The organism is Paenibacillus peoriae KCTC 3763 (assembly GCF_000236805.1).
Lineage (GTDB): Bacteria > Bacillota > Bacilli > Paenibacillales > Paenibacillaceae > Paenibacillus > Paenibacillus peoriae.
Map to the genome: position 1 here is coordinate 38808 of NZ_AGFX01000020.1, position 21389 is coordinate 60196.

Below are 21389 nucleotides of genomic sequence, written 5' to 3' on the forward strand. Positions count from 1 at the left end.
CATGGCGATTTTGGTCACAGGCGGAGCGGGATATATTGGTTCACATACGGTAGCAGAGCTGTTGGATCGCGGGGAAGAAGTGGTTGTGCTGGACAATTTGCAGACCGGGCACAAGGCAGCGCTGCTTGGGGGCAAGCTGTATGAAGGGGATTTGAGAGATAAAGAATTGCTGTCCAAATTGTTTTCCGAAAATAGCATTGACGCAGTTATCCATTTCGCAGCCAACTCGCTGGTTGGGGAAAGTATGCAAAATCCCGGCAAATATTATGACAACAACGTGTTCGGCACGTTGAGCTTGCTGGAGGCTATGAAGGATGCTGGCGTGCGCCGAATCGTGTTTTCCTCCACGGCGGCAACCTATGGCGAACCGGAAAAGGTGCCGATTGAAGAGGGTGACCGTACAGAGCCAACGAACGTGTATGGTGAAACGAAGCTGATGATGGAGCGCATGATGTCGTGGTTTGATAAAGTTTTGGGCATTAAGTACGTGTCCTTGCGGTATTTTAATGCGGCTGGCGCACATGAGAGCGGCAAGATCGGTGAAGACCACCGTCCAGAGAGCCATCTGATCCCATTGGTACTCCAAACAGCACTGAAACAGCGTCCACACATCTCCGTGTTTGGTGATGATTATGCGACACCGGACGGGACGTGCATCCGTGATTATATTCACGTAAGCGATCTGGCAGATGCTCATATGCGTGCAGTAACCTATTTGCGCGAAGGCAATGACAGCAATGTATTCAATCTGGGCAATGGGCAGGGCTTCTCAGTGAAGGAAGTCATTGAGACGGCGCGCAAGGTCACCGGGCTTGATATTCCTGTTGTTGCAGAACCACGCCGCGCGGGTGATCCTGCGGTATTGGTTGCATCTTCTGACAAGGCTCGTTCCGTGCTCGGCTGGAGTCCGAAGCGGACCCAACTGGAGGATATTATTAGTGGAGCATGGGGCTGGCATCAGTCGCATCCCCAGGGCTACGGCGACGAATAGACAGGAGACGATGACATATGAGTGAAAGTCAATCCGCAGCTAAGAACCAAGATGGGGAGCATAGCCGTCACCTGGCTCATAATATCGACGAAACTGCGCAGCAAGCAGCTTTATATGCGGTGGAGCAATTGGTTGCATTCGCGCAAAAACGGGGCTTGATCAGTCCGCAAGATATAGATTACAGCCGTAATTTGCTACTGGAGCAATTCAGGTTCTCCGAGCCTTATTCAGGTGGGGAGGCAGGGGGCATTACTGCCCCCGAAGTTCTCCAGCCTGTGCTCAATATATTGATTGATTATGGCTTTGCCACAGGACTTATCCCTGAAAATACAGATACGTATCGTGATTTGCTGGACTCCAAAATCATGGGCTTGCTGATGGCGAGACCTTCTGAGGTCGTCCGTGACTTTCAGCAAACGGAAGCTGAACGTGGCATAGAGGCGGCGACCGATGCTTTTTATAAGCTGTGTATCGACTCGAACTACATTCGAATGGATCGAGTTTCCAGCAATGTGTACTGGAATCAGCCGACAGCATACGGAGATATGGAAATTACGATTAATTTGTCCAAGCCGGAAAAAAGTCCAAAGGAAATTGCGATGGCGAAGCTTCTTCCACCGCCGGTGTATCCCAAATGTCAATTATGCCGTGAAAACGTCGGATATGCCGGCAGGGTAAATCATCCGTCCCGCCAAAATTTGCGCATCATTCCGTTGGAATTAAACGGGGAGCCGTGGTTTTTTCAATACTCACCTTATGTGTACTACAACGAGCATTGCATCGTGTTCCATCATGATCACGTGCCAATGAAGCTGACAAAGGACACGCTGCGGCGGTTACTGGCCTTTACGAAAGCGTTTCCGCATTATTTTATCGGTTCCAATGCGGATCTGCCGATTGTCGGGGGATCGATCCTGACCCATGATCATTTTCAAGGCGGGCGCCATACATTCCCGATTGAAAAAGCAGGTGTGGACGGCGTGTACCATAATAAAACGTTTCCGCAGGTTACGGCAGGCATCGTGAACTGGCCCATGTCGGTGATCCGCTTTACGTCAACGGATGCCGAGGAGTTGTTGGAGGCAGGAAATGCTGCTTTTGAAGCCTGGAAAGCTTACAACGATCCTGCAGCCGATGTCCTCTCTCATACAGAGCAGGAGGGGGAAACGGTTCCGCATAACACAGTGACACCGATTGTGCGCCGGGATGCCGAAGGAAGGTTCCAGATGGATCTGGTGCTGCGCAACAACCGAACAAGTGATGAATACCCGGAAGGTATTTTTCATCCCCACCGCGAGATGCACCACATCAAAAAGGAAAATATCGGTCTGATCGAAGTGATGGGACTTGCCATATTACCGGGGCGGCTTAAGGAAGAACTGGATGGAATTGCAGATATTTTGTGCGGGAACGATGAGTTGGCTGCTGTCATGCAGGAGGAAGGACATCCGCTGTTCAAGCATGCAGACTGGATTGCTCAGTTAAAAACCCGATTTGGTCGCTTGTCTGACAAGGAGACGGCTGTCCATACCGTGCAAAATGAAGTTGGGCTGAAATTCAGCGAAATCCTGGAGCATGCAGGAGTGTATAAACGAAATCCGTCCGGTCAGCAGGCCTTTAGCCGTTTTATGCAACAATTGGGATATACCCTGGGAGAATAAAATCAATTGCACGACGCATAATACATTACGAGAACCCTCCCAAGATATGACATGGAACCATGCTCCTTTACGGAGTGTGGTTTTTTTTCTGAAAAGAATGCTGATTTGTTTCCTGTAACTGATAAGGTTATAATAGAGAGGTTTCTTAACATAAAACTTTAAAAAATTGGAGGCGAGCGTTTGCGATGAAAGCATTTGAATTCTATAATCCGACACAATTGATCTTCGGTAAAGGGCAATTGGAAGCTCTCAAGCGTGAAGTTCCCAAATATGGTAAACGTGTATTGCTTGTATATGGCGGCGGCAGTATTAAGCGCAGCGGCTTGTATGATAATGTAATAAGCTTGCTTGGTGAAATTGGCGCAGAGGTAACGGAACTGGCAGGTGTAGAACCCAATCCTCGCTTGTCCACCGTACATAAAGGCGTGGAATTGTGTAAAACACATCAAATCGATCTCGTATTGGCTGTGGGCGGCGGTAGTGTGCTGGATTGCTCCAAGGCCATCGCGGTCGGCGCAAAATACGATGGCGACATGTGGGATTTTGCGGAGCGCAAAGCGACGGCAAAGGCGGCCTTGCCATTAGGTACAGTGCTGACGATGGCAGCAACCGGTTCCGAAATGAACGCAGGTTCTGTCATTACGAATGAAAAAACACAGGAGAAATTGGGATGGGGCAGCGTATATGCGTTCCCTGCGTTTTCCATTCTCGATCCGGTGAACACGTACTCTCTGCCACGAGATCAAACCGTTTACGGAATGGTGGATATGATGTCACATACGCTGGAGCATTATTTCCATTTGGAATCCAATACGCCGGTTCAACTGGGCTGGTGTGAGACGCTTTTGCGTACGGTTATTGATGCTGCTCCGGGTCTGGTTGACGATCTGGAGAACTACGAGTTGCGTGAAACGATCATGTATTGTGGTACGATGGCGCTAAACGGCTTCCTGAACATGGGGCTGACAGGTGACTGGGCTACTCATAATATTGAGCATGCTGTGTCTGCTGTGTATGATATTCCGCATGGCGGAGGACTGGCTATTCTGTTCCCGAATTGGATGAAGCATAATCTGCATGTGAAGCCTGAACGCTTCAAGCAACTGGCTGTGAATGTATTCCATGTGAACCCGGAAGGCAAGAGTGATGAAGAAGTAGCGTTGGAAGGTATTCAGGCCTTGCGTAATTTCTGGAACTCGATTGGTGCGCCAAGCCGTCTGGCAGATTACGATATCGATGCTTCCAAGATCGATGTTATGGCGGATAAAGCTGTGAAATTTGGAGCTTTCGGTGGCTTTAACAAGCTCAATCGTGAAGATGTAGTGGAAATTTACAACGCTTCCCTGTAACTCGGTTTCGGATCACTTCAAGCACGTTTATACGTCATTTGACGTAGAAACGTGCTTTTTTGGGTTTTATGAGATATGGGAGGAAAATTTTGAAACTTTTTCAGGTTGAATACGTAAACATAGTTATAGGCTGGAAACCAGACTGAAAAGGTGCATGGAAGGAGGAGTCGCATGGAAACCATATTTTGGTGGTTATTGGCAGGGGGCGCTATCTTTACGGTGGTCAGTGTGCTGATCGGGGATGTACTCGGTAGTTGGCTGGATGGGGCGTTGGAGCTGCCGGGCCTTGACTGGTTCAGACCTGTCGTTTTGCTTGGAGCCATGACTGCTTTTGGCGGGGCTGGTGTACTATTGACGAAATATACAGGGCTAAGCACGGGCTGGGTCGTTGTGCTTGCTTTTTGTGTTGCATTTATCATTGGAGTACTCGTGTTTTTTGCGTTTATCAAGCCAATGGCGAACTCAGAGGTATCCAGCGGCTTCTCTATGCGTGAGCTGACTGGCAGGATCGGTGAGGTCACCATTCCGGTACCGGAGGTTGGTTACGGGGAGGTTATGATCCGCTTTGGTGCAAGCAACACCATACATACGGCATCGAGCTTTGATCACAAGCCGCTGGCTGCGGGGACCCGTATTGTCGTGGTTGAGGTCGCAGAGGGCGTCGTCCGTGTAGCATACCTGGACACATAGACGGCGCATTCGCTTAACTTGAAGGGAGCGTGAACGGGAGTGTCAAGTTTGCAGGATGTTGTACTGGTCCCTGGGATTGTTGTCATCGTTATTGTCATATTAGGGATCGCTTTTTGGGCCCGCTACAAAACAGTAGGACCGGATGAAGGGATGATCGTGACAGGTTCTTTTCTGGGAAGCAAAAATATTTCCGAGGATGAATCCGGCCGTAAAATTAAAATTGTGCGTGGTGGAGGGGCCTTTATTTGGCCTATTTTTCAGCAATCCGAATTTATTTCTCTCTTGTCCCACAAACTCGATGTAACCACACCGGAAGTATATACGGAGCAAGGGGTTCCGGTGATTGCTGACGGTGTAGCAATTATTAAGGTCGGCAGTTCCATTGAGGATGTGGCGACAGCAGCGGAGCAATTCATCGGCAAGCCGCTGGAGGCTCTGAGGGGAGAGGCGCAGGAAGTGCTGGAAGGGCATTTGCGTGCGATCCTCGGCTCGATGACAGTGGAGGAAGTGTACCGTAATCGGGACCGATTCGCCCAGGAAGTACAGGGCGTAGCTGCTCGCGATCTGAAAAAGATGGGGCTGCAAATTGTGTCATTCACCATCAAGGATGTGCGTGACAAACATGGATATCTGGATGCGCTCGGTAAACCGAGAATTGCTGCTGTAAAACGGGATGCAGAAATTGCGGAAGCCGAGGCTGTGCGGGATGCCCGGATTCAGAAGGCGCGTGCAGAGCAGGAAGGCCAGAAGGCAGAGCTGCTGCGGGACACGAATATTGCCGAGGCAGCCAAGGAGAAGGAGCTGAAAGTGGCTGCGTTTAAGAAAGAGCAGGATACAGCCAAGGCTGACGCTGATCAGGCTTATCATATTCAGGAGGCTCGTGCCAAGCAAACTGCTGTTGAGGAGCAGATGAAGGTTGAACTGGTCCGCAAGGAGCGGGAGATTGATCTTCAAACCAAGGAAATTCAGGTTCGTGAAAAGCAATATGATGCGGAAGTGAAAAAGAAGGCGGAAGCCGATCGGTATGCCGTAGAGCAGGCTGCGGAAGCGGACAAATCGCGTAAAATGCGCGAAGCAGAATCATTGCAATACTCGATTGAGACACAGGCTAAAGCATCAGCTGAGCAAAAACGCCTGAACGGGCAAGCCGAAGCGGACGCGGAACGTGCGAAGGGTACGGCAGACGCAGACGTCATCCGTTTGCGTGGTTTGGCAGAAGCGGAGGCCAAGGAAAAATTGGCGGAGGCGTTCCAGAAGTTTGGAGAGGCCGCCGTGCTCGATATTATCGTGAAAATGCTGCCTGATCTGGCTGGACGTATTGCCGAACCGATTGCGTCTATTGATAAACTGACGGTGGTTGATACAGGCAAAGGGGAAGGAGCAGCACGTGTCAGCAATTATGTCACAGAGTTGATGTCCACGGCTCCCGAGATGCTTAAGAGTGTATCCGGTATCGATGTGGAGCAGTTAATTAAGGGACTGACCACTGGGAAAAATGGACTTCATGCTGTATCATCTGCTGAAGAAGCTGATAAGCAGCTGCACATTCATGCCCCGGTTGAGGTAGCTCCAACAACAGATAAAAAATAACCGCAAGTCTTCTGGGAGCAGTTGCTCCTGAACAGAAGCAGAAAGACCGCTTTTCATCACAGCTTTTCCTGGCAATTGTGATGAAAAGCGTTTTCTTTTTATTGACCTTTAGCGGAATATTTGGTACTTTAACGTGGATTCCTCTGAGCAGCATGCTATAATTCTTAGGATCAAGGTTCTGATAAAAAGAGGTGCGGATGTGAGCAGCCTACAAGTGGCGAAAGCGCTGAATAACAATGTGATTATAGGAATGCATCCCGAACATGATGAGGTTGTCGTGATTGGAAAAGGAATCGGTTTCAATCGCAAAGCCGGCGATCTTATAACGTTGGATTCAGTTGAAAAATTATTTATATTAAAAAGCCATGAAGAGCAGGAGCAATACAAGCGATTGCTTCCTGAGCTGGATGAAAAGCTCATTGAGGTCATCGGTGAAGTGCTTCATCTTGTTCAGCTTCAAGCAAAGAAGCCTTTGAATGAGCACATATTAATTGCTTTAACCGACCACATCGCTTTTTCCATCAACCGTCAGAAACAAGGGATTACGATTCATAATCCGTTTCTGTACGAAACCAGGGAGATCTATCCTCAGGAATACAAGATGGCTGAACAGGCCGTTTCTTTAATCAGGGATAAGATGGACGTGGATTTGGGGGAAGATGAAATCGGTTTTGTGGCCCTGCATATTTATAGTGCCATGACCAACCAGCATATTTCTGAGGTTAGGAAGGATTCACGTCTGATCGCTGATATGGTTCAGGTAGTCGAGACTACTCTCGATTATCGTATTCCTCTCCTGTCCCTCGATTATTCCCGCCTGCTGACTCATCTGAGATTTGCCATTGAACGGGTGCGCCGGGGTGAAATTGTGCAGGAGATTTATCGTTTGGACAAGCTTCTGAATGAGGAGTATCCGGAAATGTATATGCTGGCCTGGAAGCTCACAAAAATTATGGAGAAAAGGCTTCGTAAGCCTGTGTATCCGGCTGAGGTCAGCTATTTGACGATGCATCTGCAGCGATTGTCCCAGCGCAAAGAGCAAGGAGAGTAATTATGACCCGGGAAATAAAAAAGTATTGCCTCACTGTTAACAGGGTGCTATAATCAACGTTGTAATGAGCAAGACAACAATTGAACATATTAACGTGTTACTGATTCGATCAGGCATGAGTTGTTTTAAGTTATGATTGTTTACAGCCTACCGGGGTAAGCTATATCCCAAGGTTGTCTTCAAACATACTTAAATCGGCTCATGCCTTTTTTGTTGTTTTGCCTCTGCATTCTAAATTTTTTAGAGAAGGAAGTGGAACGTATGTTTAAAAAGCTTTTCGGCGTTTTACAGCGTGTCGGCAAAGCTTTGATGCTTCCTGTAGCTATTTTGCCAGCTGCGGGACTTTTATTGGGGATTGGTAACATGCTGGTCAACCCTGATTTTCTCCAGTACATTCCTGCGTTAAATGCGGGCTGGGTACAATCAGTTGCGACGATCATGATGAATGCCGGACAAATCGTTTTTGATAATCTGGCATTGTTGTTTGCAGTCGGCGTAGCCGTCGGTCTGGCAGGCGGTGAGGGTGTAGCAGGTTTGGCTGCGATCATCGGTTACCTTGTAATGAATATTACACTGGGAACAGCCGTTGGTGTCACACCGGGTCTGATTGCCCAAAAAGTTCCTGGTTATGCAAATGTGCTCGGCATCCCAACGCTTCAAACAGGGGTATTCGGCGGGATTATCATCGGTATTCTGGCCGCAGCCATGTACAACCGCTTTTTCAAAATTGAGCTGCCTTCGTATTTGGGCTTTTTCGCAGGCAAGCGCTTTGTTCCGATTGCAACGGCATTATCCTCGTTGCTGATTGGACTACTGTTGGTCATTGTATGGCCTCCCGTACAGCACGGACTGAACACCGTATCTCACTTCATGGTTGATTCTAATCCGACACTGGCCGCTTTCATTTTTGGGGTTATCGAACGCGCGCTTATTCCTTTCGGTTTGCATCACATCTGGTACTCACCGTTTTGGTTTGAGTTCGGGGAATATGTGAATAAAGCGGGTCAAACGATTCATGGTGACCAGCAGATCTTCTTTAACCAGCTTCGTGACGGAGTGACCTTGACAGCAAGTACGTTCCAGGTAGGTAAATTCCCATTCATGATGTTCGGTTTGCCAGCCGCTGCGCTTGCGATGTACCATGAAGCAAGACCTGAGCACAAAAAATATGTAGCAGGTATTATGGGTTCAGCAGCATTGACTTCGTTCCTGACAGGGATTACGGAGCCGCTGGAATTCTCCTTCCTGTTCGTTGCTCCACTGTTGTTCGCGGTTCACTGTATTTTTGCAGGTCTGTCATTCATGACCATGCAAATTTTGAATGTTAAAATCGGTATGACGTTCTCGGGCGGATTTATTGACTTCTTGATTTTCGGGATTATTCCAACTCGTACGCCTTGGTGGTATGTCATCATCGTCGGACTGATTTTGGCGGTGATTTACTACTTCGGATTCCGATTCATCATACGGAAGTTCAACCTGAAAACACCAGGCCGTGAAGAAGCTACAGACAATGTGGATAGCGTTGCAACCGGAAGTAGTGATGATCTGCCACACAACATTTTGGCCGCTTTCGGTGGTTCTTCAAATATCAAGCATCTGGATGCTTGTATTACACGTCTTCGGATCGAGGTTAATGAGAAATCGAACGTTGACAAAGCTCGTTTGAAACAGCTTGGTGCATCGGGTGTTCTTGAAGTCGGCAATAACGTACAGGCGATTTTCGGTACACGTTCCGATACGATTAAAACTCAAATGGCTGATATCATGGCGGGACGTACGCCTGCACCTGCTCCAGCACAACCAGCTCCACAAGAGGAAAAGGAAGCCGGAGAACAAAAGCAAACGATTATTGTAGAAGATATCGTAATGCCTGTTAATGGCGAATTGGTTGATATTTCTACAGTTCCCGATCCGGTATTTGCAGAGCGTATGACAGGTGACGGTTTTGCAGTCGTGCCAAATGATGGAACGATTGTATCCCCTGTTTATGGTAAAGTATTCAATGTATTCCCAAGCAAGCATGCGGTTGGTATTCAATCGGATGGCGGTAAAGAAGTGCTTGTTCATATCGGAGTGAACACAGTGAAGCTGAAAGGACAAGGATTTGACGTTTTGGTGAACGAAGGCGATCTTGTGTCAGCCGGTCAGCCAATCATGAAAATTGATCTGGAATACGTGAAGGCAAACGCTAAATCCATCATTTCACCTGTCATTTTTACCAACCTTCCAGAAGGTGCTTCAGTAACTTTAAACAAAACAGGAGTATTGAAGGCTGGCGAAGATGGTATAATTACGATAAAATAAACTCTATGTGTTTCGGTTTAATGATTAGGCGGCTTAGTCCGTCTGATCATTGCCCGGTTTCACTGCACGTATTATACTGCGTGTAAACAAATATATTTTTAGAAAAGTGGGAGGAACAAATCTATGCAAACAACTTTCAGAATTACAGATGAAGATGGTATCCATGCACGTCCTGCAACTGCGCTGGTAAATACAGCTAACAAATTCAGCGGTGCTGAATCTTTTGCCGAAGCTAATGGTAAAAAAGTAACTTTGAAATCCATTCTGGGTGTATTGTCCCTGGGTCTGGAGCAAGGTGATATCATCAATATCATCTGTGAAGGCGCTGAAGCTGCTGAAGCTTTGAAAGCTCTTGAAAATGTAATCGTTAACGAAGGGCTGGGCGAAGTTCATGCTTAAGATCTCCGGGATTGCCGCTTCGGCAGGCATTGCTATTGCCCGGGCGTTTATTTTGGAGCATCCGAATTACGCTGTAGAGAGACGCGCGGTTGGTGATGTTGAAGCTGAAATCGCAAGATTGGATGCGGCTTTGGCCGAATCTCAAACTGAATTGGAAACGATTAAGGAGAAAACATTAAAGGAACTGGGCGAGAAAAAAGCAGAAATCTTTGCTTCTCACCTGTTGATCCTGAATGATCCTGAACTGATCGATCCAGTAAAAGCTAAAATCAAAGATGAGCAGCTTAATGCTGACTATGCTTTGGATGAAGTAGCTACACAGTTTATTTCTATGTTTGAAAACATGAAAAGTGCATATTTGCAAGAACGCGCGTCTGACATGCGTGATGTAACCAAACGGGTGCTCAATCATCTGCTTGGTGTTCATTTTGTCAGCCCTGCAGAAATTGCCGAAGAAACGATTGTACTTGCAGAAGATTTGACACCTTCCGACACAGCCCAGCTGAATCGTGAATTTGTTAAAGGCTTTGCAACAAATATCGGCGGACGTACTTCGCATTCGGCTATCATGGCTCGCTCACTTGAAATTCCTGCGGTTGTAGGAACCAAAAATATATTGTCCCAAGCTAAAAGCGGCGATTTGATTATCGTTGATGGTCTGGATGGACACGTATTCGTGAATCCTTCTGAAGAGATCGTTGCAGAATACCGTGCTAAACAAGTGGCATACGACAAGCAGCGCGAAGAGTGGCGAAAGCTGCGCGGCGAAGCTACAGTTTCTGTCGATGGTGTCCATGTCGAATTGGCAGCCAATATCGGTACGCCTAACGATGTAGCTGGTGTTCTGGATAACGGTGGTGAAGGCGTCGGCTTGTATCGTACAGAATTCTTGTATATGGGACGCGATAAGCTTCCATCTGAAGAAGTACAGTACACAGCATACAAAACCGTTCTGGAAAAAATGGAAGGCAAACCGGTTGTAGTCCGCACGCTGGACATCGGTGGCGACAAAGAACTTCCTTATCTGGATCTGCCGAAAGAAATGAATCCGTTCCTCGGATTCCGTGCGATTCGTCTGTGTCTGGATCGTCAGGATATTTTCCGTACTCAATTGCGTGCTTTGTTGCGGGCAAGTGTACACGGTAACCTGCGCATCATGTTCCCGATGATTGCTACACTGAACGAATTCCGTGAAGCAAAAGCTGTTTTGCTGGAGGAAAAGGAAAAGTTGGTGGCCGAAGGTGTAGCCGTATCTGAAGAAATTCAGTTGGGCATCATGGTAGAAATTCCTTCTACAGCGGTATTGGCTGACCAATTCGCCAAAGAAGTTGATTTCTTCAGTATCGGTACGAACGACCTGATCCAATACACAATGGCTGCAGACCGTATGAACGAACGCGTGTCTTACTTGTATCAACCATACAATCCATCCATTCTGCGTCTGGTGAAAATGGTTATCGATGCGGCTCATCGTGAAGGACGTTGGGCTGGTATGTGTGGCGAAATGGCAGGGGATGCGACAGCAATTCCGTTGCTGCTGGGACTGGGACTCGATGAGTTCAGTATGAGCGCAACTTCCATTCTGCCAGCACGCAGTCTAATCTCCAAATTGTCTCGTGCGGACATGGAAAAACTGGCTGCAAAAGCTTTGGACATGCAAACAGCCGAACAGGTTGTTGAATTGGTTCAAAGCATTGAAGGCTAAGGGTATCACATTTTTAAGGGTTATATCTTTTTCCAACAAAAAATTGCTGTGTACATACAGCAGCCGGTATCTTAACAGATACCGGCTCTTTTGTATGCTTCTTTTTTGCATGCTTTAGATTAAATTTACTTTTAGCTGCACGAGCAGTTCAGTACAGGCTTACGAGCAGCAGTGGTTTCGTCCAGGCGTGTGACCGGCGTAGTATAGGGTGCATTAAGCACCAACTCAGGATTTTCCTCCGCTTCTCGCGAAATCTGAATCATGGTGTCGATAAAACCATCAAGCGTTTCCTTGCTTTCCGTTTCCGTCGGCTCAATCATGATACATTCCTCTACATTCAGTGGAAAATAAATCGTAGGTGGATGGTAGCCGAAATCGAGCAATCGTTTGGCAACATCCAGCGTACGCACTCCAAATTTTTTCAAATTCCGTCCAGACATTACGAATTCGTGCTTGCAGTGGCCCGGGTAGGGAAGATCGAAATACGGAGCCAGCCGATGCATCATATAATTGGCATTCAGTACGGCGCATTCAGATACCCGCTTCAAGCCGTCAGGGCCATAGCTGCGAATATAGGCATAAGCACGGACGAGAATGCCGAAATTACCGTAAAAGGCTTTGACTCGTCCGATGGAATCTCCCTGCTCCCGGTCCCAGCGATACGTCCCCTGCGGATCACGCACAACCATCGGTTTGGGCAAATAGGGAATGAGCCGCTGCTTCACGCCGACAGGTCCTGCGCCGGGGCCGCCTCCGCCATGCGGGGTACTCATCGTTTTGTGCAAATTGAGATGCACGACATCGAAGCCCATATCCCCAGGGCGGGTAATGCCCATGATGGCGTTGGAATTCGCGCCGTCATAGTAGAGCAGGCCTCCGGCTTCATGCACAATCGCAGCAATGTCAGCGATCTGCTTCTCGAACAGGCCAAGCGTGTTCGGGTTAGTCAGCATGAGCGCAGCGGTGTCGTTGCCTACGGCTTGACGCAGCGCGTCCAGATCCACCAGCCCCTGCGGGGTGGAGGGAAGGGTGACCGTTTCGAAGCCCGCGACGGTTGCACTGGCGGGGTTCGTTCCGTGCGAGGAATCCGGCACGAGTACCTTGGTACGTCGCTCACCACGGGCTTCATGGTAGGAGCGGATCATCATCAGCCCGGTCCATTCGCCATGGGCGCCCGCTGCGGGCTGAAGGGTGACGGCATCCATGCCGGTTAACGCGGCCAGATCGTTTTGGAGCGTATGCAGCAGCTCCATGGCACCCTGGATGCTATCCTCAGGCTGATACGGATGAATCTTGGCGAAGCCTGCATAACGGGCGACATCCTCGTTTACCTTCGGATTGTATTTCATCGTACAGGAGCCGAGCGGATAAAATCCGTTGTCCACGCCAAAATTGCGCCGGGACAAGGCGGTATAATGGCGAATAACGTCTACTTCGTATACCTCTGGCAATGCCGCAGGCTCACTGCGCAGCGCATAATCCGGCAAAAGCTCTGCCAGCGGGCGCCGGGGAACGTCGCATTCGGGAAGGGAATAGGCGATACGGCCCGGACGGCTCAATTCAAAAATGAGTGATTGATCATGTTCCTTTAACAACCCTTGCTTCTGATCTTGTCCGGTGTGTGTCATAGCAATCCCCCCAAGGTGTGTGCAAATTGGTCGATTTCTTCTTTGGTTCTTTGCTCTGTCACGGCAATCAGCATGTGACCGGCAAGCTCCTCGTAGTTCCGGCCCAACTCATAGCCGCCGATAAATCCTGCATCAAGCAATCCGGCCTGGAGCTTGTTCATATCCGTACCCTCAGGCAGCTTAAGGGCAAACTCATTAAAGGTCGGCGCGTTAAAGGAAGCAGTTACACCCTTCAAACTTAGCAATTGCTCTAATGCATAGCGGCTTTTATGCAAATTCAGCTCGGCGACTTCCCGCATGCCCTGTCTACCCATAATGGACAAATACACAGATGCAGATAAAGCAAGCAATGCTTGATTGGAGCAAATGTTGGACGTGGCTTTTTCACGGCGGATATGCTGTTCCCGTGCCTGCAAGGTCAGCACGAAGCCGCGTTTGCCATTGCGATCTGTCGTTTGGCCTACAATACGCCCGGGGATACGGCGCATATGCGCTTGTGAAACGGCAAAGTAACCGCAGGTCGGACCGCCGAGGGAGGAAGAGATGCCAAGCGGCTGTGCGTCTCCTACGACAATATCCGCACCCTGCTTGCCAGGCGTCTCCAGCAAGCCAAGTGCCAGCGGATTGGCGCTGACAACCATAAGCCCTTGGTGCGCATGGATCAGATCAGCCATCGGCTTTACATTTTCCACGGCTCCGAAAAAGTTGGGACTTTGCACCAAAACCGCCGCCGTCTGTTCCGATACGGCCGCTGCCAATGCCTGCGCATCCGTTACACCTTCCGAATAGCCAATCTCCACGATGTCCAAGCCTAGCCCGCGGGCATAGGCAGCCAATACCTGACGTGCCTCCGGGTGGACGGTCCGTGATACGATAAGCTGCTTGCGGCGGGTGGCAGAGGCGGCCAGTGAGCCCGCCTCTGCCAGCGCAGTCGCTCCATCATACATGCTGGCATTGGCTACAGCCATGCCTGTTAATTCGCAAATATACGATTGAAATTCGAATATGGCCTGTAGCTCACCCTGGCTTACCTCTGGCTGATAAGGAGTGTAGGCGGTGTAAAATTCCGAGCGCGAAGTGATGTGCTGAATGACGGACGGAATATGATGATCATAAATCCCTGCACCAAGAAAGCTGGCATGTGTGTCTGTGTTGGCATTATGCCCGGCCAGTTCGGCCAGATGGCGGGTTAAGGCTCTTTCATCCAGTCGAGAGGACATGGGCAGCTCGCCCTGATATCGGATTTCTTCTGGAATATCACTGAATAAATCGTCAATGGACGATACGCCGACCACACGCAGCATTTCGGTTTGGTCCTGTTCGGTCATGGGCAGATAGCGATGCTGCTTCATAGGTTCTGGCTCCTTTTGAAAAGCAAAATGTAAAATCGTAAATGATCTCCTTGTTCGCCTTATAGAAATGAAAAGAGTCTGGAATCAGCGTGAACGTTTATAAAAGGGTGCTGCTACCACCTCGGCGCGCAGGCGTTTGCCACGGATCTCGACCTCCAGCGGTGTGGACAGGGCACTAAACCGGCTGTCCACCAGGGCCAGACCCAGATTACGCTTTAAGGTTGGCGACTGGGTTCCTGTTGTAACCTCGCCGATTAGCTGTCCTTCTGCGAATACCGGGTAATGGGCACGCGGGATGCCGCGATCCAGCAATTCCAGTCCGATCAGCTTGCGGGGAATTCCTTGCTCCTTCTGGCGTTGCAGCGCTTCTCTGCCGATAAAATCTCCCTTGCCCAGCTTAACGAAAAAGCCCAAGCCAGCCTCGAGCGGTGAAATCGTGGCAGATAGCTCCTGTCCGTATAACGGCAGCCGTGCCTCAAAGCGCAGCGTATCCCGGGCACCAAGCCCGGCGGGAACCAGACCATACGACTCACCCGTGCGAAGCAATCCTTCCCATATAGCCGCTGCTCCCGCTGCAGGTATATACATTTCAAAGCCATCCTCACCCGTATATCCGGTACGGGACACGAGTGCCTTCACTCCGAACAGCTGCACGTTCTCACGGAATCGGAAGGATGCCAGATTAGCAATATCCGTATTTGTCACGGCTGCTAGTATATGTGCAGCTTCCGGTCCTTGCAGCGCCAGCAATGCTATGGCATCTGACACATTTTCCAAATGAACGGATGCAGGCACATGGCGCATAAGCCAATCCCAATCCTTGTCGATGTTGGAGGCATTCACAACGAGCATGTAGCGCTCCGGCCCTTTGCAGTACACTAGCAGGTCGTCTACCACACCTCCATCGGGGTAGCATAGGAGCGAGTATTGGGCCTGGCCCGGTTCCAACTGGCTGACATCGTTTGTCGTTACCCGTTGCAGAAAAGCTCGGGCTTCTTTGCCTTCAACCAAAAACTCGCCCATATGCGATACATCGAATAATCCAGCATGTTGGCGGACGGCCTCATGCTCCTTTTGAATGCCGCTAAACTGTACAGGGAGCTCCCAGCCTCCAAAGTCAATACAACGGACCCCCGGCAGCGTTCCATAAGACGAATACAGCGGCGTTTTGCGCAAGTTAGTCATTTTTCCACTCCTATCCGGTGTGATCGGCTAAACAAAAAAGACAGGCCGAAAAAAACGTATAGACGGCGGTCCATACTCTTTTTTCAGCTCTGTCCTTGATACCTGAAAGTTACCCCGGTATGTACCAGGTTTCCTCTTGGGTGATTCGCTCCATGGCGAATGCTCTCCAGAGATGCGTCCGGCAGAGGTCCTTTTGCCTGAGAGATTCACCTGCCGTGCAGGTTTACTCCTTCGGCGCTACCTTTGGGAATATTGTATGTTACCGATGGATATAGATAACAACATGATCCGATTCGCATGTACCTCTGTCTCATTAAGCGGTAGCAGCTATGCGAATTCTGGTAGTCTCTCCCTCAACGTTCATCCGCGTTTGCAGTTGTCGGGGTGTTTCCACAAGCATTGGCTATAACCCATTAATACGCAAATTCATTCAAAATGTCAATAAAAATGTCATGAAAATCAACCTGAAAAACATTTAATACATAAATAAGGATATGTAAGCGTTTGTTATACCTAGTCATATTTTTATCTACAACGCTTTTTTAAGTGATGTGAAGTATTTTTGTTAGTATTATTGACATGGATGTTCTTGTTGTCATAATCTTATCCTGTCTAGTATAGGTGAGCAGAAGCAATTACATTCCCTTGGAAGTGAGGCGAAAGCAGGATGAGCGAAGTGAAACAGCAGTTTTGGTATACGGAGGAGCATGAGTGGGTTAAGCGCACAGAAGATGGAACAGTGCGGATTGGTATTACAGACTTTGCACAGCATCAACTGGGTGACATTGTTTTTGTGGAGTTGCCTGAGAAGGGAGCAACGATTGAACAAGGAGCGGAGGTTGGTACGATTGAATCGGTGAAGACGGTATCCGATCTTTTTGCTCCAGTGACGGGAATTGTATTGAGGGTAAATGAAGCGCTGGAACGTACGCCTGAGTTGGTGAACGAATCTCCCTATGAAAATGGCTGGATGATCGAAGTGGAGATCGGCAACAATGTGGAGGAAGCGCTGGGCAAGCTTTTGTCAGCGGATGAGTACAAGAAATTGACTGTCGATGAGTAATAATAAAGTCATATAGTCTCGAATTATGGATAAGCCAAAAATGACCTCATATTCCATGGTGAAGTGTTAGTGGAGGATGAGGTCATTTTATATCAAATATTTTTCGTTTTGTTCATGCCGGTATCCGGCGTTTAAACTCTAGTTTGCGGACTGGCCATTTTAGCGCATATAGCCGCCCTTGCCGTCTGTCCGAGCATAGCCGTCCCTGAAATTTTTCACAGAGGCCTCCAGACTTTCATAGCCTGCAAAGGAACCACCACTTATGGTATATCCCATATCATCGAAGAAATCGCCGTAAGTAACAGCCTGTCCGGTGGCTCCACCATGTTCTCGCTTGCTGGCCCCACCGTGACCAATCGAAAGCCCCTTAACTACGGCATGACCGCTCACCGTATAATACCCCTTCACTAAAGCGCTTTCAACCACCTGTCCATATTCTGAAACTTCTGCTTGTTCAGTAACAACGGCTTGATCCCCTACATGACCATGACCTGTTATTTTTGCAGAACCGTCCGCAATCGCATACCCGCTTAGGGTAGCGGATTCACCGATCTGGGCGTTTCCACGCACCAGCGCATAGTCTGTAATCTTGACTGAGCCGCTTACTCTTGCGGCACCGCGCACCACAGCAGAATCTTCAATGCGGACATTCCCGGTCACAGTCGCATTGTCAAGAACCTTGGCATTCTTAGCCACATAGACACTATCATCGACCCGAGCGGTATCGGCTACGAAGCCTCCACCATTTCTGTGTACATGCCCCCTGATGCCGCTACTTTCTTCAACCTTACGCATTTGCGGTTCAGCATTTTCCAAGGTGACTTGATAAGGATATTGCGGTTTTGATTCGAAAGGAATATTTTTTTCAGAGAACTTTCTTTGCCAGCTTCCAATACCTATTTTGGTTTTTTGCATGCTTTCCAACGTAGGGGTTGCCGCCACGCTCAAATAAGCTTTTTCCCCGTTGGAGACTTCTTCCTGGATGGACTCCCCGTTACCGAAAGAACGGCTATACCGGCTTTCCCCATTCCTATTTTCAACGATCAGATATGCTTGCCAGCCAGCACCGTTTTGTTTAGCCAAACCATCCAATTTGACTCGTACTGTGGTGGAGGAAGCGTTTGCAGGAATCTTCACATCAAGCGGGATGATGTTGTAGCCGGTAGCCTGAGGGGCACGCTCAGAAGGAATGGTATAGACATTATCACTTCCATCCACTTTAAGCATCATCGTATAATACTGCTGCCAATATAGTTCTCCGTACCTGAGCATGTTCTCGACATTGCGCTTGTAGAGCTTCTGATTACGGAAATCAAAAGTAGCCATTCTGCTGGCAAAACGGCCAACCATCTCCTGCACCTTTACTTGAGGATTAATTCTTTGGATCACCTCATAGATGGACTCCGTTGGGTTTTCCGGTTTCCCGGACTGCAGCAGCTTTGCGACAAAACCCGATCCGTAACCCGGTAAGCCATCCGGATTTTCCTCAAGGTATTTCAGGAGCGGCCAGGCTTCGTAATATGCCCGCCCATTTACGGCGGTCAACGTGCTTGCACGTAAATATAGAGCGGAAAAGTCGGTTGCTCCTTCCGTTCCTGACTGTTGTTTATAAGCGTCACTGGACGTATATTCCTCGCGGAACCAGTTGCCCACGGCTTCGCTCCAAGGGCCAAGGTAATCATTTCCTCTCCAACTGTTGCTTCCTTGGGCAAATTGTACTACATGTCCAAATTCGTGAGGAACCGGCAAACCTGGTTGCAATCTGGGACTCATGGCATCCGGAGCGCACATCAAGTATGGATACCCCTCTGAGTCAAGCCCGGCAAAAGCCCATCCCCCCTCGTAGAGATGAAGCCCGGTTCCCAGAATGACCACGTTGACCTTGTAATCTTTATTATCGCGCATCCACTCATTAACCGAACGAGTAGGCTGTGTCATTTTAAGCTTATTGATGTATAAATCCCAGTTATCCTCCAAAATCTTTGCATTTCCCTCGAGGAAAGCCTTGGTTACTTTTTTATATTCCCCACCGTTTCCCCATAGGAACTGAAAATGCTCCGATTCGTATACATTGGCATTTGCTTTGGAAATCACTTCCGCATCATTATGAACACCGCGTACAGAGTAGGCTGCTTTTAACGTGTAGGCTGTTTCTACCGCGTAGGTTGCTTCTACCACATTTCGGCTCTCGCTAAGTGAATCAGCAACCATGTTTACTTCCGGCTCACTTTGAGCCGATACGCTCTGCGTATGCAGAGACAGCCCCCCGGTAAATGCCAGTGTCATGGCCAAGGCACTCACTCCTGCTGCAAGCGCACGCTCTTTTCTTGTTTTTCTTGTCATATGTTTCTTCTTCATTTTTTTCTCCTTTCTGTGTAACCCTCATTTTGTTTTGCAAATCCTTTTTCTGTTCATGGTCTTTATAAGCCATGCTCTTGGAGCGTTGTCAATGCACCCCCTTTCTCTTCATTTCAGGAAAAAAAGAATTCTCCTATTATTTTTATCGGTTGACCAACAGAAAAGTGAATACATTAATGTATGAATATACAATTTTATGGTTTGTATTTCCAAGCATAAAAAAGAAGAAATTTCAATAGGGAGACTTCGTGACTTACCAAAGTCTGCTTTTGGGACAGCCCCACTTATTGTTGTTTTTTGGGCAGACGAAATTACGTGTGTTTTCTCCTGTTAAGAGGCTTATCCCCTTGTAAGAGTAGTACAAATGACAGTATGGATTTCCGGCTAATTTTTATGGTTACAGGCCATATTAAGAAGAATTATGTAGGGTATAATACCTTATTGTTAATTTAAATTTAAATGTTGTCATCAACGTTCATGACGAAAGTACGTTTTCATTTCGTTGATGAAGATAACGCTGTCATTTAGTATGAATCTTGAGAAAAGGTAGTGTTGCTATTACCAACAAGGAGGATATGAATATGAGCACAGTGGACGCAAAGTCCAATTCAAATGGAGGCGCTCGCGTCGCCGTACAGCGTTTTGGCCGTTTTCTCAGCGGTATGGTTATGCCCAATATGGGAGCTTTTATCGCGTGGGGGTTGATTACGGCACTCTTTATTCCGACCGGATGGTTCCCGAACGAGGGTTTTGCCCAACTGGTTGATCCGATGAAAAATTATTTGCTGCCGCTGCTGATTGGTTACACAGGTGGCACGATGATTCACGGACAGCGCGGAGGTGTGATCGGGGCCATTATGACCATGGGTGTCATTGTGGGAGCAGATATCCCGATGTTCCTGGGCGCGATGGTAGCTGGCCCGCTGGCTGCATGGGTATTGAAGAAGTTCGACAAGGCTATTGAAGGCAAAGTCAAATCAGGTTTTGAAATGCTGGTCAATAATTTCTCAGCCGGGATTATCGGTGCAATTTTAGCACTGCTTGCCCATGTGGTGATCGGCCCGTTTGTGCAAATTATTAGTCAGGTGTTGTCGGCAGGGGTACAGTTCCTGGTGAACGCAGGGCTTTTGCCGCTCGTCAACCTCATTATTGAGCCCGGAAAAGTATTATTTCTAAATAACGCTCTGAATCACGGAGTATTGAGTCCGATTGCACTGGAGGAAGCTGCAAGAACAGGCAAATCCGTTTTGTTCATGCTTGAATCCAACCCTGGGCCGGGGCTCGGTATTTTGCTGGCATATTGTCTGTTCGGTAAAGGATCTGCGAAGTCGTCGGCTCCTGGTGCAGTAATCATTCATTTTTTCGGCGGGATTCATGAAATTTATTTCCCTTACATTTTGATGAAGCCGATTCTGATTCTTGCTGCTATAGCGGGGGGCGTTGTAGGAACCTTCTGCTTCATGTTGACAGGTGCCGGACTGGTTGCTGCTCCTTCACCAGGTAGTATCATCGCTTATTTCCTGATGACACCAAAAGGCGGATATTTGCCGATGCTGAGCGGTGTGATAGCTGGTGCGGTCGTAGCCTTTGCTGTTGCTGCAGTACTTCTCAAGACAGGTAAGCAAAAAGAAGAGGGGCTGGAGGAAGCCGCATCCCGCATGAAAGATATGAAAAGTCAAAGCAAGAGTGCAAGTGCTAACGCCACTGTAACGGAAGATAACCGCGAATCTGATCGTGCTGCCGAGATTGCCGTCGATCGAACGCTTAAGGATAAATCAGAAGTTAACAAGATCGTCTTTTCCTGTGATGCAGGTATGGGTTCAAGCGCTATGGGCGCCTCGATTTTACGCAAAAAAATGAAGCAGGCGGGTGTGGATGTTACGGTAACGAACACGGCAATCAGTGAAATTCCACAGGATGCGGATATTGTCATTACGCAAAAAACGTTGACAGAACGGGCTAAAACGGTAGCCCCGAATGCCGAGCATATTTCCATCGACAATTTCCTGAAAAGCCCTGAGTACGAAGCGCTGGTGGAACGTCTGAAATCCGATTCTTAA

Annotated in this window: 15 protein-coding genes and 2 riboswitches; of the genes, 11 read left to right on the forward strand and 4 right to left on the reverse strand. The window is 48.5% G+C overall.

From position 1 onward, the window contains the following. Position 1 precedes the first annotated feature (1 nt). From galE to ptsP, 9 genes are all read left to right on the forward strand, one after another. Positions 2–991 carry a UDP-glucose 4-epimerase GalE gene (gene galE, locus KQI_RS0113355; protein WP_010347279.1) on the forward strand — a complete coding sequence of 330 codons (990 nt, stop codon included), beginning with the start codon at positions 2–4 and terminating at the stop codon, positions 989–991. A gap of 17 nt (positions 992–1008) precedes the next feature. After that, positions 1009–2652 (forward strand): UDP-glucose--hexose-1-phosphate uridylyltransferase, encoded by a 1644-nt coding sequence (locus tag KQI_RS0113360; protein ID WP_010347280.1) that lies wholly within the window; start codon positions 1009–1011, stop codon positions 2650–2652. Positions 2653–2837: 185 nt separating this feature from the next. Continuing rightward, the gene (locus tag KQI_RS0113365) at positions 2838–4001 is read left to right on the forward strand and encodes an iron-containing alcohol dehydrogenase (protein WP_010347281.1); all 1164 of its coding nucleotides are present in this window, start codon (positions 2838–2840) and stop codon (positions 3999–4001) included. Positions 4002–4172: 171 nt separating this feature from the next. Next, a complete protein-coding gene (locus KQI_RS0113370) occupies positions 4173–4691 on the forward strand; it encodes an NfeD family membrane protein (protein ID WP_010347282.1) in 519 nt (172 codons plus the stop codon). Between the two features lie 48 nt (positions 4692–4739). Beyond that, a complete protein-coding gene (locus KQI_RS0113375; RefSeq protein WP_010347283.1) occupies positions 4740–6281 on the forward strand; it encodes a flotillin family protein in 1542 nt (513 codons plus the stop codon). A gap of 199 nt (positions 6282–6480) precedes the next feature. Then, entirely contained in the window at positions 6481–7332 is an 852-nt protein-coding gene (gene glcT / locus KQI_RS0113380) for a glucose PTS transporter transcription antiterminator GlcT (protein ID WP_010347284.1), read from the forward strand. A 261-nt stretch (positions 7333–7593) separates the two neighbouring features. After that, entirely contained in the window at positions 7594–9639 is a 2046-nt protein-coding gene (gene ptsG, locus KQI_RS0113385; RefSeq protein WP_010347285.1) for a glucose-specific PTS transporter subunit IIBC, read from the forward strand. 123 nt (positions 9640–9762) lie between these two features. Beyond that, on the forward strand, positions 9763–10038 hold the full coding sequence (locus KQI_RS0113390) for an HPr family phosphocarrier protein (RefSeq protein ID WP_010347286.1): 276 nt from the start codon (positions 9763–9765) through the stop codon (positions 10036–10038). Next, positions 10031–11743 (forward strand): phosphoenolpyruvate--protein phosphotransferase, encoded by a 1713-nt coding sequence (gene ptsP, locus KQI_RS0113395; protein ID WP_010347287.1) that lies wholly within the window; start codon positions 10031–10033, stop codon positions 11741–11743. Before KQI_RS0113390 ends, ptsP begins: the two co-directional genes overlap by 8 nt. 131 nt (positions 11744–11874) lie before the next feature. On the opposite strand, the gene gcvPB is transcribed toward ptsP, so the two are convergent. From gcvPB to gcvT, 3 genes are all read right to left on the reverse strand, one after another. Next, on the reverse strand, positions 11875–13371 hold the full coding sequence (gene gcvPB, locus KQI_RS0113400) for an aminomethyl-transferring glycine dehydrogenase subunit GcvPB (RefSeq protein WP_010347288.1): 1497 nt from the start codon (positions 13369–13371) through the stop codon (positions 11875–11877). Continuing rightward, positions 13368–14723 (reverse strand): aminomethyl-transferring glycine dehydrogenase subunit GcvPA, encoded by a 1356-nt coding sequence (gene gcvPA / locus KQI_RS0113405; protein ID WP_010347289.1) that lies wholly within the window; start codon positions 14721–14723, stop codon positions 13368–13370. The genes gcvPB and gcvPA overlap by 4 nt, the downstream gene beginning before the upstream one ends. An 84-nt stretch (positions 14724–14807) precedes the next feature. Continuing rightward, positions 14808–15908: a glycine cleavage system aminomethyltransferase GcvT gene (gene gcvT / locus KQI_RS0113410; RefSeq protein WP_010347290.1), complete on the reverse strand. Its 1101-nt coding sequence runs from the start codon at positions 15906–15908 to the stop codon at positions 14808–14810. 79 nt (positions 15909–15987) lie between these two features. Continuing rightward, positions 15988–16083: riboswitch (glycine riboswitch) on the reverse strand. Beyond that, positions 16084–16272, reverse strand: a riboswitch (glycine riboswitch). A gap of 303 nt (positions 16273–16575) precedes the next feature. Here gcvT and gcvH point away from each other — a divergent pair. After that, positions 16576–16971 (forward strand): glycine cleavage system protein GcvH, encoded by a 396-nt coding sequence (gcvH, locus tag KQI_RS0113415; protein WP_010347291.1) that lies wholly within the window; start codon positions 16576–16578, stop codon positions 16969–16971. A 159-nt stretch (positions 16972–17130) separates the two neighbouring features. Here gcvH and KQI_RS0113420 read toward each other — a convergent pair whose 3' ends face one another. Beyond that, complete coding sequence (locus tag KQI_RS0113420; protein WP_010347292.1) at positions 17131–19329, reverse strand: DUF6055 domain-containing protein; 2199 nt, start codon at positions 19327–19329, stop codon at positions 17131–17133. A gap of 581 nt (positions 19330–19910) precedes the next feature. Here KQI_RS0113420 and KQI_RS0113425 point away from each other — a divergent pair. Then, positions 19911–21389 (forward strand): PTS mannitol transporter subunit IIBC, encoded by a 1479-nt coding sequence (locus tag KQI_RS0113425; RefSeq protein WP_010347293.1) that lies wholly within the window; start codon positions 19911–19913, stop codon positions 21387–21389.

Bases quoted from the DNA above. Each gene is read 5' to 3' on its own strand.
- KQI_RS0113425 (WP_010347293.1), top strand. From the start codon at position 19,911: ATGAGCACAGTGGACGCAAAGTCCAATTCAAATGGAGGCGCTCGCGTC.
- gcvH (WP_010347291.1), top strand. From the start codon at position 16,576: ATGAGCGAAGTGAAACAGCAGTTTTGGTATACGGAGGAGCATGAGTGG.
- gcvT (WP_010347290.1), bottom strand. From the start codon at position 15,908: ATGACTAACTTGCGCAAAACGCCGCTGTATTCGTCTTATGGAACGCTG.
- gcvPA (WP_010347289.1), bottom strand. From the start codon at position 14,723: ATGAAGCAGCATCGCTATCTGCCCATGACCGAACAGGACCAAACCGAA.
- ptsG (WP_010347285.1), top strand. From the start codon at position 7,594: ATGTTTAAAAAGCTTTTCGGCGTTTTACAGCGTGTCGGCAAAGCTTTG.
- gcvPB (WP_010347288.1), bottom strand. From the start codon at position 13,371: ATGACACACACCGGACAAGATCAGAAGCAAGGGTTGTTAAAGGAACAT.
- KQI_RS0113390 (WP_010347286.1), top strand. From the start codon at position 9,763: ATGCAAACAACTTTCAGAATTACAGATGAAGATGGTATCCATGCACGT.
- galE (WP_010347279.1), top strand. From the start codon at position 2: ATGGCGATTTTGGTCACAGGCGGAGCGGGATATATTGGTTCACATACG.
- KQI_RS0113420 (WP_010347292.1), bottom strand. From the start codon at position 19,329: ATGAAGAAGAAACATATGACAAGAAAAACAAGAAAAGAGCGTGCGCTT.
- KQI_RS0113365 (WP_010347281.1), top strand. From the start codon at position 2,838: ATGAAAGCATTTGAATTCTATAATCCGACACAATTGATCTTCGGTAAA.
- KQI_RS0113370 (WP_010347282.1), top strand. From the start codon at position 4,173: ATGGAAACCATATTTTGGTGGTTATTGGCAGGGGGCGCTATCTTTACG.
- KQI_RS0113360 (WP_010347280.1), top strand. From the start codon at position 1,009: ATGAGTGAAAGTCAATCCGCAGCTAAGAACCAAGATGGGGAGCATAGC.
- ptsP (WP_010347287.1), top strand. From the start codon at position 10,031: ATGCTTAAGATCTCCGGGATTGCCGCTTCGGCAGGCATTGCTATTGCC.